General features: G+C 69.0%; 13 protein-coding genes. 9 read left to right on the plus strand and 4 right to left on the minus strand.

The features are described 5' to 3' along the window. Positions 1 to 732: a GTP pyrophosphokinase family protein gene (locus P3F85_RS00430; RefSeq protein ID WP_374009296.1), complete on the minus strand. Its 732-nt coding sequence runs from the start codon at positions 730 to 732 to the stop codon at positions 1 to 3. A gap of 172 nt (positions 733 to 904) precedes the next feature. Here P3F85_RS00430 and P3F85_RS00435 point away from each other — a divergent pair, with 172 nt between their 5' ends. From P3F85_RS00435 to P3F85_RS00455, 5 genes are all read left to right on the plus strand, one after another. Next, positions 905 to 2,428: an MFS transporter gene (locus P3F85_RS00435; RefSeq protein ID WP_374010972.1), complete on the plus strand. Its 1,524-nt coding sequence runs from the start codon at positions 905 to 907 to the stop codon at positions 2,426 to 2,428. Between the two features lie 175 nt (positions 2,429 to 2,603). Then, positions 2,604 to 4,469, plus strand: coding sequence for a molecular chaperone DnaK (dnaK, locus tag P3F85_RS00440; protein WP_374009297.1), 1,866 nt, complete (start codon positions 2,604 to 2,606; stop codon positions 4,467 to 4,469). 2 nt (positions 4,470 to 4,471) lie between these two features. Next, on the plus strand, positions 4,472 to 5,134 hold the full coding sequence (locus P3F85_RS00445) for a nucleotide exchange factor GrpE (RefSeq protein WP_374009298.1): 663 nt from the start codon (positions 4,472 to 4,474) through the stop codon (positions 5,132 to 5,134). Between the two features lie 117 nt (positions 5,135 to 5,251). Continuing rightward, positions 5,252 to 6,241, plus strand: coding sequence for a DnaJ C-terminal domain-containing protein (locus P3F85_RS00450; protein WP_374009299.1), 990 nt, complete (start codon positions 5,252 to 5,254; stop codon positions 6,239 to 6,241). A gap of 2 nt (positions 6,242 to 6,243) precedes the next feature. Continuing rightward, positions 6,244 to 6,657 carry a heat shock protein transcriptional repressor HspR gene (locus P3F85_RS00455; protein WP_374009300.1) on the plus strand — a complete coding sequence of 138 codons (414 nt, stop codon included), beginning with the start codon at positions 6,244 to 6,246 and terminating at the stop codon, positions 6,655 to 6,657. A 108-nt stretch (positions 6,658 to 6,765) separates the two neighbouring features. On the opposite strand, the gene P3F85_RS00460 is transcribed toward P3F85_RS00455, so the two are convergent. Beyond that, positions 6,766 to 7,503 (minus strand): cysteine hydrolase family protein, encoded by a 738-nt coding sequence (locus P3F85_RS00460; RefSeq protein ID WP_374009301.1) that lies wholly within the window; start codon positions 7,501 to 7,503, stop codon positions 6,766 to 6,768. 118 nt (positions 7,504 to 7,621) lie between these two features. Between P3F85_RS00460 and tdh the strand changes: the two genes are divergently transcribed. After that, positions 7,622 to 8,665, plus strand: a complete 1,044-nt coding sequence (tdh, locus tag P3F85_RS00465; RefSeq protein WP_374009302.1) for an L-threonine 3-dehydrogenase — start codon at positions 7,622 to 7,624, stop codon at positions 8,663 to 8,665. Positions 8,666 to 8,667: 2 nt separating this feature from the next. Further along, positions 8,668 to 9,855: a glycine C-acetyltransferase gene (locus tag P3F85_RS00470; RefSeq protein ID WP_374009303.1), complete on the plus strand. Its 1,188-nt coding sequence runs from the start codon at positions 8,668 to 8,670 to the stop codon at positions 9,853 to 9,855. Between the two features lie 125 nt (positions 9,856 to 9,980). Here P3F85_RS00470 and P3F85_RS00475 read toward each other — a convergent pair whose 3' ends face one another. Continuing rightward, a complete protein-coding gene (locus P3F85_RS00475; RefSeq protein ID WP_374009304.1) occupies positions 9,981 to 11,363 on the minus strand; it encodes an alpha/beta hydrolase in 1,383 nt (460 codons plus the stop codon). A 72-nt stretch (positions 11,364 to 11,435) separates the two neighbouring features. Here P3F85_RS00475 and corA point away from each other — a divergent pair, with 72 nt between their 5' ends. Further along, entirely contained in the window at positions 11,436 to 12,404 is a 969-nt protein-coding gene (gene corA, locus P3F85_RS00480) for a magnesium/cobalt transporter CorA (protein ID WP_374009305.1), read from the plus strand. Here corA and P3F85_RS00485 read toward each other — a convergent pair. Next, positions 12,401 to 13,078 carry a TetR/AcrR family transcriptional regulator gene (locus tag P3F85_RS00485; RefSeq protein WP_374009306.1) on the minus strand — a complete coding sequence of 226 codons (678 nt, stop codon included), beginning with the start codon at positions 13,076 to 13,078 and terminating at the stop codon, positions 12,401 to 12,403. The two genes, corA and P3F85_RS00485, sit on opposite strands and share 4 nt — an antisense overlap. Before the next feature lie 91 nt (positions 13,079 to 13,169). Between P3F85_RS00485 and P3F85_RS00490 the strand changes: the two genes are divergently transcribed. Next, on the plus strand, positions 13,170 to 14,792 hold the full coding sequence (locus P3F85_RS00490) for an amidohydrolase (protein ID WP_374009307.1): 1,623 nt from the start codon (positions 13,170 to 13,172) through the stop codon (positions 14,790 to 14,792). The last annotated feature ends 43 nt before the right edge of the window (positions 14,793 to 14,835 follow it).

Here is a 14,835-nt window from a genome sequence, read left to right on the forward strand (position 1 = left end):
TCAGATCGAGACCGGCAGGCTGTACACCGTCCCGCGCGCGTCGCCGCGCACCTGGCGGTGCAGGTCCTCCATCGTGACGTCGAGCTGGCTCGCCGTGCCTGCAGCGGCGGTCAGGTCGCGCAGGAGGCCCTCCGGCACTTCGCCGTCGTACTTGTAGTAGATCTTGTGCTCGAGGCTGGCCCAGAAATCCATGGCGACCGTGCGCAACTGGATCTCGACGGGCACAAGCACCGGGCCCTCGCTGAGGAAGACCGGCACTTCGACGATGACATGCAGGCTCTTGTAGCCGTTCGGCTTGGGGTGCGCGATGTAGTCCTTCACCCGAATCGTCCGGACGTCCTCCTGCGCGGTGAGCAGCTCGAAGACCCGGTACACGTCGGAGACGAAACTGCAGACGATCCGGATGCCGGCGATGTCGGTGATCGACTCGCGGATGGCGTCGAAGCTCGGGTCGCACTTCTTCCGGATGACCTTCTGCTCGATGCTCTCCGGCGACTTCAGCCGGCTCGAGATGTGCTCGATCGGGTTGTAGTCGTGCAGTTCGGCGAACTCTTCACGCAGGATGCTGACCTTGGTCGAGATCTCGTCGATGCCGAACTTGTACGGCATGATGAACCGCGCGAAATCGTCCCGGAACGCCTGCACCTCGCTGAGTGTCGCGGGGTCGATGCTCTGCAGAGCTTCGATCGCGCGCGTCGAGAGAAGTGGTGCTGCGGCCGGATCCGTGTCCATGCTCCGACGCTATCGACGGTGCTTGTGCGGCCGGTGTGAATCCGGCCCGCGTGAATCGGGGGAGTCCCAAGCGGCGCGCCATGTGCTTGCCTGTGACCATCCGTGAGGGGGAGCCGTGACTGGTGGAAGCGCGCCGACGAAGTTCAACGGGAGACTCGCGCTCCTGCTCGCGATGGCGATGTTCGTCCTCGTGGTGGACACCTCGCTGATGAACGTCTCCATCTCGGCCGTCGTCCACGACCTGCACACCACGGTCAGCGGCGTTCAGAGCGCGATCGCGCTGGAGGCTCTGGTGTCGGCGGCGTTCATCCTGATCGGCGGCAAGACGGGTGACCTGATCGGCCGCAAGCTCGCCTACGTCCTGGGGCTCCTCGGGTACGCGGTGGGCGCGATCGCGATGACGCTTGCGCAGAACCTGGGGGCGATCATCCTGTTCTGGGCGGTCATCGGGGGGATCGGCGCCTCGCTTCTGCTTCCCGCGATGCAGTCCCTCATCCACGGGAACTTCGAGGGCGGCGACCAGAAGCGCGTGTACGCGCTGGTGGGGGCATCCGCCGCGATCGCGGCGGCCGTCGGCCCGCTGCTCGGCGGGTTCATCACGACGTTCCTGTCGTGGCGCGTCGGCTTCCTCCTGGAGGCGGTCATCATCGCCGTCGTGCTGTCCGGGATCGGCCTGGTGAAGGATGTCCCCTACACCGGCGAGCGGTCGATCGACCTGGTCGGTGCGCTGTTCTCCGTGATCGGGATGGGCGGCATCGTCACCGGCATCCTGGTCTGGCAGGAGGGCGGCGAGCGGGTGCTGCTCATCATCCTCGTCGGCGTGGCCGGGCTCCTGTCGCTGGTCATCTGGCTGCGCTCCCGCTCGCGGCGGTCGAAGCCGACGCTCCTCGATCCGCGGCTCTTCCGGTCGAAGCTGTTCCAATCCGGCGTCTCCGGTCAGCTGCTCCAGCAGATCGCCCTGGGCGGCACGATGATCGCGCTGCCGATCTACCTCCAGATGGTGCTCGAGTACAACGCCCTGTGGTCAGGACTCTCGATCGCGCCGCTGTCGCTGAGCATGTTCGCCGTCGCCCTCCTCGCCGGCCGCGGGCTGAAGCGCCGGCCGGCGTCGCTGATCCTGTGGGGCTTCGTCCTGGTGGTCGTGGGGATCGCGGCGATCATCCCCCTGGTGCCGATCGCCACCTCCGGCTGGTACCTGACGCTTCCGTTGATCGTGGCCGGGAGCGGGCTGGGGCTGCTGGTCTCGCAGCTCAACAACTACACGCTCTCGCCGGTGTCGGATGAGCGGGTCAGCGAGGCGGCGGGTGTCAACTCAGCCGCCGGGTCGTTCGGGCTGTCCTTCGGGCTGGCGTTCGCCGGCGCGATCATGCTCGCCACCCTGGCTGCCACCTTCACGGCCAAGACCGACGCGAGCACCGTGCTGCCGCCGCAGGACAAGCAGCAGATCTCGCAGGTGCTGGAGACGGATGCGGAGGTCATGTCCAACACCAAACTGAGGGAGTTGCTCGCCACCGAACCGCCGGAGGTGCAGGCGGAGGTGGTCCGCATCAACACGGAATCGCGCCCGATCTCGCTGCAGGTCGCGCTGCTGGTGCCGGTGCTCGCCGGCCTCATCGGTGTCGGCAACGCGTTCCGGATGCGGCGGCTGCCGGACCCTGCGCCCAACGCGGCCGCGGAGGGGACTTTGGCGGGCTGAACAGGAATAGTTCACGTCCACGCAAAGTTGAGTCATGTGTACTCAAGTTTTGGACTCGTCCTCTTGACACCCTCCATCGTTGATGGCAGTGTTGAGTCGTCGAGGCTCAAGTCTTGACCCCAGACTTTCATCGGCCAGCGACTACGCAGACCAGCAACAAAGGAGAGAAGCACATATGTCACGTGCAGTAGGAATCGACCTCGGAACCACGAACTCCGTCGTCTCGGTGCTCGAGGGCGGCGAGCCCACGGTCATCGCGAACGCCGAGGGCTTCCGCACCACCCCGTCGGTGGTCGCGTTCACCAAGGACGGCGAGGTCCTCGTCGGCGAGACCGCCAAGCGTCAGGCGGTCACCAACGTCGACCGCACCATCTCGTCGGTGAAGCGCCACATGGGCACCAACTGGACCACCGACATCGACGGCAAGAAGTACACCGCCCAGGAGATCTCGGCGCGCATCCTGCAGAAGCTGAAGCGCGACGCCGAGCAGTACCTCGGCGACACCGTCACCGACGCCGTCATCACCGTGCCGGCGTACTTCAACGACGCCGAGCGCCAGGCCACCAAGGAGGCCGGTGAGATCGCGGGCCTCAACGTGCTCCGCATCATCAACGAGCCGACGGCCGCTGCGCTCGCGTACGGCCTCGACAAGGGCAAGGAGGACGAGCTCATCCTCGTCTTCGACCTCGGTGGCGGAACGTTCGACGTCTCCCTGCTCGAAGTGGGCAAGGACGACGACTTCTCGACCATCCAGGTCCGCTCGACCGCCGGCGACAACCGCCTCGGTGGCGACGACTGGGACCAGCGCATCGTCGACTGGCTCATCAAGCGCTTCAAGGACAGCACCGGCGTCGACGTCTCGAAGGACAAGATCGCTCTGCAGCGTCTGAAGGAGGCTGCCGAGCAGGCCAAGAAGGAGCTGTCGTCGAGCATGTCGACCAGCATCCAGCTGCCCTACCTGTCGCTCACCGAGAACGGCCCGGCCAACCTCGACGAGACGCTCACGCGCGCCCAGTTCGAGCAGATGACCAGCGACCTCCTCGACCGCACCAAGAAGCCGTTCCAGGATGTCATCCGCGAGGCGGGCATCAAGGTCGGCGACATCGCGCACGTCGTGCTCGTCGGTGGTTCGACCCGCATGCCGGCCGTCTCCGAGCTCGTGAAGCAGGAGACCGGTGGCAAGGAGCCGAACAAGGGCGTGAACCCGGACGAGGTCGTCGCCGTCGGCGCCGCGCTGCAGGCCGGCGTCCTCAAGGGCGAGCGCAAGGACGTCCTCCTCATCGACGTCACCCCGCTGTCCCTCGGCATCGAGACCAAGGGCGGGATCATGACCAAGCTCATCGAGCGCAACACGGCCATCCCCACCAAGCGCAGCGAGACCTTCACCACGGCCGACGACAACCAGCCGTCCGTCGCGATCCAGGTCTTCCAGGGCGAGCGCGAGTTCACCCGCGACAACAAGCCGCTCGGCACCTTCGAGCTGACCGGAATCGCCCCGGCACCCCGCGGCATCCCGCAGATCGAGGTCACGTTCGACATCGACGCCAACGGCATCGTGCACGTGTCAGCCAAGGACAAGGGCACCGGCAAGGAGCAGTCGATGACGATCACCGGCGGGTCCAGCCTGCCGAAGGACGACATCGAGCGCATGGTGCGCGAGGCCGAGGAGCACGCCGCCGAGGACAAGCAGCGCCGTGAGTCCGCCGAGACCCGCAACCAGGCCGAGCAGCTCGTCTACTCGATCGAGAAGCTGATCAAGGACAACGAGGACAAGCTCCCCGAGGACGTCAAGAACGAGGTCCAGGGCGATGTGGATGGTGTCAAGACCGCCCTCGCGGGTGACGACGACGAGGCCGTGAAGACGGCGTTCGACAAGCTCAACGCGAGCCAGGGCAAGCTCGGCGAGGCGATCTACTCGTCGGCGCAGGCGTCCGAGGCACCGGCTTCCGAGTCGGCCGAAGGCCAGCAGCCGGGCGAGTCGTCCGGTGACGACGAGGACGTCATCGACGCCGAGGTCGTCGACGACGAGGAGAAGAAGTAACGATGTCGGACCAGAACGGCGGCTCCGAGGAGCCGGAACGCGAGGAACCGATCGTCCACGACAAGCGGAAGATCGACCCCGAGACCGGGAAGGTCCGGCGTCCTGACGGCGAGCAGCCGGGCGACGGCGGCGAGCACGACCTCTCCCACGAGGAGCTCGTCGATGTCGGTCCGGCCGACGAGAAGGAGGAGGGCGACATCCTGAGCGATGACGACCTCGACATCCTCTCGGGTCAGACGACCGCCGAGCAGCTCGCCGCCGAGCGCCTCGCCGACCTCCAGCGGGTGACCGCGGAGTACGCGAACTACCGCAAGCGCACGGAGGCGAACCGCGAGATCGAGCGGGAGCGGGCCGTGGGCGACGCCGTGAAGGGTCTCATCCCGGTGCTCGACGACCTCGAGCGCGCCGAGAAGCACGGCGACCTGGGCGAGGGCAGCGCCTTCTCCAGCATCGCCGCGAAGCTCCGCACCGCGGTCGAGCGACTGGGGCTCACCCCCTACGGCGAGAAGGGCGAGCCCTTCGACCCGCAGATCCACGAGGCGATCTTCCAGCAGCCGACTCCGGGAGTGACGGCGGACACCGTCGCGGAGGTCGTGGAGACCGGCTACCGGCTGGGCTCCACCACCGTCCGGGTGGCGAAGGTCGTCGTGGCGGTGCCGGCCTGATCCGGCAACAGCGCACGGCGGAGCGGCGGGGCACGAGTCCCGCCGCTCCGGCCGCCGTACGCGAGGCAAACATGCAGACTTCATCCACGAACATCAGCGACGCGAGAGGAGGCGCCCGTGGCTAGCCAGGACTGGTTCGACAAGGACTTCTACAAAGTGCTTGGCGTCTCCAAGGACGTCAGCGCGGCCGACCTCAAGAAGACGTACCGCAAGCTCGCCCGCAAGTACCATCCCGACTCGAACCCCGGCGATGCCGCCGCGGAGGCGAAGTTCAAGGAGATCAGCGAGGCGTACTCGGTGCTCAACGATCCCGAGGAGCGCAAGGAGTACGACCAGATCCGCGCGATGGGCACGGGCGCCCGGTTCACCGCGCCCGGCTCCGGCGGGCAGGGCGGTTTCGACGACGTCTTCGGCGGGATGTTCGGCCAGGGCGGCCAGCAGAGCTACACATTCCAGCAGGCCGGCGGGGGCGGTTTCGACGACGTCTTCGGCGGACTGTTCGGCAACGGCCGGTTCGGATCCACGACCGGCGGCTACCGCGGCTACGGCGGACCGACGCGTGGCCGCGACGTGACGGCGCACACCACCATCGACTTCGTGACCGCCACCCGAGGCGAGACGATCACGCTCCAGGCCTCCGACGGCAAGCCGATCAAGGTCAAGATCCCCGCAGGCGTCGCCGACGGCCAGAAGATCAAGCTGCGCGGCAAGGGGCAGCCCAGCCCCGACGGCGGGGAGGCCGGTGACATCGTGCTCACCGTGGGCGTGCGCAAGCACCCCGTGTTCGAGCGCGACGGGCTCAACCTGCGCGTCACCGTGCCGGTGACCTTCGCCGAGGCCGCGCTCGGCGCGACCATCGAGGTCCCGACGCTCGGCGGCGATCCCGTCAAGCTGCGCGTGGCACCCGGGACCCCGAGCGGCCGCGTGCTGCGCGTGAAGGGCCGCGGCGTCGAGACCGCCAAGGGCACGGGAGACCTGCTCGCGGTCGTGCAGGTGGCCGTCCCGTCGCACCTCTCCAACGAGGCGAAGGAGGCGCTGGAGGCGTTCGCGGCGAAGCTGCCCGACGAGAACCCGCGCGACGACATCCTGGCCAAGGCGCGAGGCTGACGATGGACGAGAACAGCCAGGTCTTCGTGATCTCGATCGCGGCGGAGCTCGCGGGCATGCACCCGCAGACGCTTCGCCAGTACGACCGGCTCGGACTCGTCAGCCCCAGCCGGACCGCGGGCAAGTCGCGCCGCTACTCGATGCGCGACATCGCCAAGCTGCAGGAGATCGCGCGGCTCGGCTCCGAGGGCGTGAGCCTGGAGGGCATCCGGCGCATCATCGAACTCGAAGACCAGGTCGGCGAGCTCCGCGGCCGGGTCCGGGAGCTGGAGAGCGCGCTGGCCGACGAGCTCCTGAACCGCCCGGGCCGCCGCGTCTTCGCCGCGGGCTCCGAAGGCGAGGTCGTCTCCCTCCGGGCCGGCACCCGCACCCGCCGCAGCACCTCCGTCGTGGTCTGGCGCCCGCTCGACCGCTGAGCTCGCTCCAGCCCTCTCGCCCTCTCGCGAGTTGCGACATGATGTCACCACTCGACCCCGGTTGGAGCATCCACTCACTACCCGGCAGCCGGCGCGGCGCGGCGAGCGTCAGAGCGACGAGACGCCCTGGCCGACGTAGAGCGTGTTCTGGATGTTGTGCGCTTCGCCCTCCGCGACCTCACGGTCGATGCCCGCGCGTACCTCGCGCATGAGCTTGTGCAGCTCGGCGTGCTTCTCGGGTAGCCGGGCGTGACCGGTGCTGTCCCAGAGGTTCGACACCGGCAGGGTATCGCCGGCCTCCACCGCGAGGGTCCACTCCTCCGTCGTCGCCACCGCGGCGAACTCGGACTGCATCGTCACCAGCACCGAGCGGTGGAGCGCGTCCGCCGAGATCGCGCCCGCCTCGTTGACGAGGTCGAGCGTCCCGGTCGCGTCGGACAAGAATTCGACGGTGAAACCGAGCTCGGCCGCATCCCGCGCCGTCCCCGCGCAGCAGTGCTGCGTCATGTAGCCCGCGATCGTCACGGTGTCGACGTCGTTGGCGCGCAGCCACCGTTCCAGGTCCGTGCCCGGGAACGCGGAGACGCTGCCCTTCGTCACGACGTGCGCGGGCGTCCGGTCCGCGATGCTCGCGTGCAGCGCGGCACCCTCCGACCCCCTCGCGAACACGGGGGCGCCTTCGTCTTCGAGGTGCTGCACGACCACGACCGGCACGCCGTGATCGTCGGCGGCATCCCACGCCACTTCGATGTTCGGGATGGACGTGAGAAGGTCCGGGAAGCAGATCTTCAGGTTGCCGGTCACGTACTCGTTCTGCAGGTCGATCACGATCAGCGCGCGCTTCATGCGAGCACTCTAGCGCCCGTCCCGATACTGCTGGTCTAGGCTCTATCTCGGCCGAGCCGCCCACAAGGCGGGGCACGGCCACGCGATGAAGCACACCGACTCCCACGAGGAAGCGACGATGAGAGCCCTGTTCAAGAGCGAGGCCGCACCCGGTCTCGAACTGGTCGACGTACCCGAGCCCGAGATGGGCCCAGAGGATGTCCGGATCCGCGTTCTGCGCACCGGCATCTGCGGCACCGACCTGCACATCCAGCGCTGGGACGACTGGGCGGCGTCGGCCGTGAAGGCCCCGCTCATCCCCGGCCACGAGTTCTTCGGCGAGGTCATCGAGGTCGGCCCCCTGGTGCACGATGTCGAGGTCGGCGACCTGGTGTCGGGCGAGGGGCACATCGTCTGCGGCACCTGCCGGAACTGCCGCGCCGGACGCCGCCAGATGTGCATCCGCACCCAGGGCGTCGGCGTGCAGCGGGATGGCGCGTTCGCCGAGCAGCTCGTCCTCCCTGCCACCAACGTCTGGGTGCATCACAGCGCGATCGAGCCGGAGGTCGGTGCTCTGTTCGACCCGCTCGGGAACGCCGTCCACACCGCCCTCGCCTTCCCGGTCGTCGGCGAGGACGTCCTGGTCACCGGATGCGGCCCGATCGGTCTGATGGCCATCGCCGTCGCGCGCCACGTCGGCGCGCGATTCATCGTCGGCACGGACGTCAGTGCGCAGCGGCTCGAACTCGCGCGCGGGATGGGGGCCGACTTCACGGTCGACGTCTCGCAGCACGACATCCACGAGGCGCAGAAGGCGCTCGGGATGCGAGAGGGCTTCGACGTCGGCTTCGAGATGAGTGGCGCACCCACTGCGCTGCCGTCGATGATCGAGAACATGAACCACGGCGGCCGGATCGCCATGCTCGGCCTGCCCGCGAAGCCGATCGCGGTCGACTGGGGGATCGTCGTCACGCACATGCTCACCTTGAAGGGCATCTACGGCCGCGAGATGTTCGAGACGTGGAACGCCATGGGAGCGATGCTGCAGACCTCGGCCGCCCTGCACGACGCCATCGCGTCGATCGTTTCCGACCGCTTTCCTGCCCGCGACTGGGAGAAGGGTTTCGCCGCCGCCGCAGCGGCGGGCGGCGGCAAGGTCATCCTCGACTGGACGGAGGTCTAGAGATGTACGGGAGTTTCCGCGAGCACATCGCGACGCAGCTGCAGGAGATCGAGGAGGCCGGGCTCACGAAGCGTGAGCGCTCCATCCACGGGCCGCAGTCTGCGCTCATCACCGCCGACGGTCAGCAGGTGCTGAACTTCTGCGCGAACAACTACCTGGGACTCGCCGACCACCCGGCCCTGGTCGACGCGGCCAAGTCCGCGCTCGACGACTGGGGCTACGGGATGGCCAGCGTGCGATTCATCTGCGGGACCCAGGAGCAGCACCTCGAGTTGGAGCGGCGCGTGTCCCGGTTCCTCGGCACCGAAGCGACCATCCTCTTCTCATCGTGCTTCGACGCGAACGGCGGCGTGTTCGAGACGCTGTTCACCGCCGAGGACGCCATCGTCTCCGACGAGCTGAACCACGCGTCCATCATCGACGGCATCCGACTCTCCAAGGCCCAGCGGTTCCGCTACAAGAACCGCGACATGGCCGATCTCCGGGCGCAGCTGGAGGCGGCGCGCGATGCGGGTGCCCGCTTCACCGTCATCGTCACCGACGGTGTCTTCTCGATGGACGGCTACATCGCCCCGCTCGCGGACATCTGCGACCTCGCCGACGAGTTCGGAGCTCTGGTATTCGTCGATGACTCGCACGCGGTCGGCTTCGTCGGCGAGCACGGGCGGGGGACGCCGGAGTTCTGCGGCGTCTCCGACCGGATCGACATCTACACGGGCACGTTCGGCAAGGCGCTCGGCGGCGCCTCCGGCGGGTACGTGTCGAGCCGCCGCGAGATCGTGGACCTGCTGCGCCAGCGCGCGCGCCCGTACCTGTTCTCGAACACGCTCGCGCCGTCCATCGTCGCCGGCACGCTCGCTGCGCTCGACCTGCTGGAGCAGTCGGACCACCTCCGTGCGCAGCTCGTCGCGAACGCGGAGCTGTTCCGGCGGCTGATGACGGAGGCCGGCTTCGACCTGCTGCCGGGGGAGCATCCCATCGTCCCGGTCATGTTCGGGGATGCTGCGCTCACCGCCCGCATCGCCGACGAGATGCAGCTCCAGGGCGTCTACGTGACCGCGTTCTCGTACCCGGTCGTCCCGAAGGGCCGCGCCCGCATCCGGGTGCAGCTGTCGGCGGCGCACACGGAGGAGGAGATCCGTCGCTGCGTGGACGCGTTCGTCGCCTCCCGCGCCGCCGTCGCCGCCTAGCGCCCGACTCGTCCCCTCACGATTTGCGCCCCCGACCTTCCGCGATTTGCGCCAAATCGCGGTTAAGCGGCGCCCATAACCGCGATTTGGCGCAAATCGTACGGTACGGGACGGGGGCGGGCGCGTCAGTCGTCGAGAGAGGGACGCGCCCCCCGCAGGGTCACTCCCCGGCGGGCGAAGAACAGGCTCAACGCGATGACGAGGAACACTGCGAGGGCGGAGAGGTCCAGGATCGCGGCCGTCCCTGCGGCCGCGGCCGCCTGGGTCAGCCCGCACGCCCGCGACGTCTGGTCGGCCACGCACAGGAAGCGGTCGCCCGCCGAGGTCGCGCCGGTCCGGAGCCAGTCGCCGATCAGCTGGTTGTAGCCGGAGGCCAGGCCTTTCGTCAACGTCGGGCTCGAATGCCCGGCACCCGGGACCACCCAGTAGGTGACCTTCCAACCGGCGTTCTCCGCCGCAGTCGCGGTGGACTCGACCTGTGGCCGGAACTTCGGGTCCTCTTCGCCGGTGACGAAGATGCCGATCGTCGTCTGAGGGTAGTCGCGGGAGGCGAGCACATTCGCCGGCCACGTCTTCTCGTAGGCCACCTGGTCTCCGCCGAAGTACCGGTCGCGAGTGAGGACCGGCCGATACTCTCCGGGCTTGTCCGGGCCGGAGATGTCGATGACCGCGCCGAACCTCTCCGGGAAGGCTGCGCCGACGTACGCCGCGCATTCGCCGCCGTGCGAGAACCCGGCGATCACGCGCTGCGAGCGGTCGCGCGATGCCGGGAGGTTCGCGTCGATCCAGGCGGGCACATCCTGTGCCAGGTAGGTGGCCAGCTTGCTGCCCGGCACGTCGGCGCACGGCGGATTCTTGTCGAGGGCCCCGAGCTGATCGACGACGAGGACGAACGGTGCCTGGTTCAGGCGGTCGTCGCCGAGGCTGTGGAGTGCGTCCAGCGTGGCGCCGAGGGTCGGGCTTCCCGGCTGGCCCATCATCATCTCGACGACGGGACGGGTGGCGGAGGGATCGCGCAGCCAGCCCGGCGGCACGAACAGGTGAGCGTCGCGCGCCTCGAAACCGGAGGCCGTCGGCGGGATGCGGACGGCGAGCTGGTACCCGTTCGCCAGCGTCTTCTCGGTGACAGGGACGGCGCGCCCGGCCACGACCGGCTGCGCGAACGCGGGAGACACGGCCACCCCGGCGACCGCGACGGTGAGCACGGCAGCGGCGCCCGCGACGACGGTGCGCAGCAGTTTGCCGCCGTCGGACTGCACCAGATCGCCGATGGCGAGCGGAAGGATCGTCGTGGCGAGCAGGAGGACGAACCATCCCATCCCGACCAGGTCCGGCCGAGGGAGGAGCAGGACGCCGAGCAGGACGAGCAGGAGCCCGACGACCTGTGCCGACACTACCGCGATCACGGTCGTGGTCGCCCGGAACCGCCACGACCGCCGCGCGAACCGGTAGGCGGGGTATGCGCCGACCGCGACAAGGGCGGCGGCGAGCCAGGCGAGCGCGGACATTGCGGCCAGTCTAGAGCCGACCGGCCGGTACGATCGGCCGCTGAGCGTACGGTTGGGGAGGAAAGGGGCGCGATGATCGTCGACAACGCCGTCTATGTGGATGGGCACCGCACCGAGCCGCCGTCGCTGGAGAAGACCTCCGAAACGGTCCGTGATCGTGGCGGCTTCGCCTGGATCGGCCTGTACCGACCGACCGCGCAGGAACTGGAAGCGGTGGCGAAGGAGTTCGACCTGCCGCCGCTCGCGGTCGAGGACGCGCTCTCCGGACATCAGCGCTCGAAGATCGAGAAGTACGGCTCCATGCTCTTCGTCGTGCTGCGTCCCGCCGACTACGTCGACGAGACGGAGAAGGTGGAGTTCGGAGAGGTCCACCTCTTCCTCGGCGACGACTTCGTCATCACGGTCCGCCACTTCGAGAGCCCCGATCTGGGCCGCGTCCGCCGTCGTCTGGAGGGCGACAGCGCCCTGCTGGCGCACGGTCCGATCGCGGCGCTGTACGGCATCCTCGACGAGATCGTCGACGAGTACGCGCCCGTGATCGCCGGCCTCGAGGATGACATCGACGAGATCGAGGACCAGCTGTTCTCGGGCGACCGGGGCGTCTCGCGGCGGATCTTCGAACTGTCGACCGAGGTGATGCACTTCCAGCGGGCGGTCGACCCGCTGCGCGACGTCCTCCGCAGCCTGCGCCAGGGGCTTCTCGCGCGCGAGGAGGACGAGGACCTCCAGGATGGGTTCCGCGACATCGAGGACCACGTCATCCGGGTGACGGAGCGAGCGGACGCCTTCCGCCAGATCCTGCAGAACGCACTGACCGTCCACACCGCCCTGGTCGGCCAGCAGCAGAACGACGAGGTGAAGAAGATCTCGGGATGGGCGGCCATCCTGTTCACCCCGACACTCGTCGGCACCATCTACGGCATGAACTTCCGGGTCATGCCCGAGCTGCGGTGGACGCTCGGCTACCCCTTCGCCCTCCTGCTCATGCTCGGGATGGGCGTCGGCCTCTACTTCGTGTTCAAGCGCAAGGGGTGGATCTAGCTCCCCGTATCCAGCCGCGCATACCGCGCCCGCAGACCGTCGAGCATCGCCGTCAGCCCGGTCTCGAAGGCCGCATCGGCGGGCGGCGTGTCTCCGAGGGCGGCCCGCCGGGCGCGGTAGGCGGACGCGAACGCGGGCACGTCCTCCTCTGCACCGCTCGGGTCGAACATGTCCGCCGGGGCGATGGCGTCGAGCGCTGAGCCGAGGATGAACGACTCCACCGCGACGATCGTGGGGAGCACCTCCGGCTCCGGCCAGCCGGCCCGCACCATCGCGGACACGACTGCGTCGTACATCCGCATGGTCCGGAGGGCGCCGGTCAGCGGGAGGGTCGCCAGCAGCGCGATGGTCGGTGGATGCGCGGCGAACGCGACCCGGTACGAGCGCGCCCAGACGAGCATCGCCGAATCCCACGGCTGCGTCTCGAACGCCCTGACGTCGATGCGGTCGGAGACGACCTCCCGAACGCCGGCGATGACGTCCTCTTTGCCGTCGACATGGTTGTAGAGAGCGCTGGGCCGCACCCGAAGCGCCTGCGCGAGCCGGGCCATCGTGAAGCCGTCGGCGCCGGATTCGTCGAGCAGGCGAAGAGCCGCGTGTGCGATGAGGTCGCGGGTCAGAACCGCCGTCCGGGGGCGCCCCACCCGGCGCGCCGGGCGATCGATCTCGGCCATGCTCTTCCCCTCCGGCTCGATCACACCCTAGTATCTGACGAAATAAAAGAACGTCGTTCATTTTCTGGCACAGGCGTCACCAGGAGGGTGCATGGGCACGACCGTCTTCACCAACGGGACGATCCTCACGAGCTACCGCGCCGACGCGGCCGAGCACCGCGCTGTCGCGATCGAGGACGGCCGCGTTGTCGCCGTCGACGACGAAGCGCTGGCCCTCCGCGGCGCGGCCGACGAGACAGTCGATCTGCTCGGCGGCGTGCTGGCCCCCGCGTTCGGCGACGGGCACGCACACCCGCTGCAGGGCGGCCTCGAGAAGCTGGGCCCTCAGGTGCGCGCCTGCGAATCCGTGGACGAGATCGTCGCGTGCGTGAAGGAGTGGGCGCTCGCGCATCCCGAGCAGGAGTGGATCTACGGCGGCAGCTACGACGCCACGCTCGCGCCCGAGGGCATGTTCGACGCGCGCTGGCTGGATGAAGCGGTTCCGGACCGTCCCGTCGTGCTGCGGGCGTGGGACTACCACACCGTCTGGGTCAACTCCGAGGCGCTGCGCCGGGCGGGGATCGACGCGAGCACGCCTGAGCCTGCGCTGGGCCGCATCCCGCGCCGTGACGACGGGTCGCCGCTCGGCATTCTGCAGGAGCCCGGCGCCGTCGACCTGCTCCTCGCCGTCGAGCCGGGACGCACGCACGACGAGCGCGTGGAGGCGCTGCGGCTCGCGACGGCCGAATACGCCGAGCTGGGCATCGCGTGGATCCAGGACGCGTGGGTTGAGCCGGCCGACCTGGAGGCCTACCTGGAGGCGTCCGCCCGCGGCCTCCTATCGACACGCGTCAACCTCGCGCTGCGCGCCGACCCGCTGACCTGGCGCGACCAGGTCCCCGCCTTCGTGGAGTCCCGCCGCCGAGTCGAGGAGCTCGGCGATCCGCTGCTCAGCGCCGGCACGGTGAAGGTCTTCGTCGACGGCGTCATCGAGAACCACACGGCCGCCATGCTCGCGGACTACGCCGACACCCCCGGCGACCGCGGGCTGCCGAACTGGGATGCCGCCCAATTGACGGCCGCCGCCGTCACGTTCGACAAGCTCGGCTTCCAGCTGCACCTGCACGCCATCGGAGACGCCGCGACCCGCACAGCGCTCGACGTCTTCGAGGAGGTGGAGCGGACCAACGGCCCGCGCGACCGCCGGCCGGTTATCGCCCACGTGCAGGTCGTCGATCCCGCCGATCTGCCGCGCTTCGCCCGGCTCGGCGTGATCGCCAACTTCGAGCCGCTGTGGGCCCAGCTGGACCCGATGATGGTCGCTCTGACCATCCCGCGCCTCGGCGCCGAGCGCGAACGGCTGCAGTACCCCATCCGCACGCTGCTCGAGTCGTCCAGCGTCTCCTTCGGGAGCGACTGGCCGGTCAGCAGCGCCGACTGGCGGCCGGGAGTCGCGACGGCGGTCACCCGCCAGACCGACGAACGGCACCCCGCGGACGGATGGACCCCCGCCGAGCGCATCCCGCTCACCGAGGCGCTGGAGGCGTACTCCTCCGGCGTCGCCCACCAGGCCTTCGCCCGCACTGATCGCGGCGAACTGCGTCCGGGGTCCGCCCCGGACCTGGTCTGGCTCGACACCGACCCGCGCCACGTGGACCCGCACGATCTGCGATCCGTCCGCGTGCTCGGAACCTGGGTCGCCGGCCACCGCCGCGCGGCCGCCGTACGGAGCTGATCACCCCACCCCTGCACCATCTCGACTCAGAGAGGCAGCACCA

This window comes from Leifsonia sp. T36S-04, from assembly GCF_042465655.1.
Taxonomy (GTDB): domain Bacteria; phylum Actinomycetota; class Actinomycetes; order Actinomycetales; family Microbacteriaceae; genus Leifsonia.

Excerpts from the sequence above, each read along its gene's own strand:
- P3F85_RS00430 (WP_374009296.1), bottom strand. The coding sequence starts at position 732 with ATGGACACGGATCCGGCCGCAGCACCACTTCTCTCGACGCGCGCGATC.
- P3F85_RS00435 (WP_374010972.1), top strand. The coding sequence starts at position 905 with ATGGCGATGTTCGTCCTCGTGGTGGACACCTCGCTGATGAACGTCTCC.
- dnaK (WP_374009297.1), top strand. The coding sequence starts at position 2,604 with ATGTCACGTGCAGTAGGAATCGACCTCGGAACCACGAACTCCGTCGTC.
- P3F85_RS00445 (WP_374009298.1), top strand. The coding sequence starts at position 4,472 with ATGTCGGACCAGAACGGCGGCTCCGAGGAGCCGGAACGCGAGGAACCG.
- P3F85_RS00455 (WP_374009300.1), top strand. The coding sequence starts at position 6,244 with ATGGACGAGAACAGCCAGGTCTTCGTGATCTCGATCGCGGCGGAGCTC.
- P3F85_RS00460 (WP_374009301.1), bottom strand. The coding sequence starts at position 7,503 with ATGAAGCGCGCGCTGATCGTGATCGACCTGCAGAACGAGTACGTGACC.
- tdh (WP_374009302.1), top strand. The coding sequence starts at position 7,622 with ATGAGAGCCCTGTTCAAGAGCGAGGCCGCACCCGGTCTCGAACTGGTC.
- P3F85_RS00470 (WP_374009303.1), top strand. The coding sequence starts at position 8,668 with ATGTACGGGAGTTTCCGCGAGCACATCGCGACGCAGCTGCAGGAGATC.
- P3F85_RS00475 (WP_374009304.1), bottom strand. The coding sequence starts at position 11,363 with ATGTCCGCGCTCGCCTGGCTCGCCGCCGCCCTTGTCGCGGTCGGCGCA.
- corA (WP_374009305.1), top strand. The coding sequence starts at position 11,436 with ATGATCGTCGACAACGCCGTCTATGTGGATGGGCACCGCACCGAGCCG.
- P3F85_RS00485 (WP_374009306.1), bottom strand. The coding sequence starts at position 13,078 with ATGGCCGAGATCGATCGCCCGGCGCGCCGGGTGGGGCGCCCCCGGACG.
- P3F85_RS00490 (WP_374009307.1), top strand. The coding sequence starts at position 13,170 with ATGGGCACGACCGTCTTCACCAACGGGACGATCCTCACGAGCTACCGC.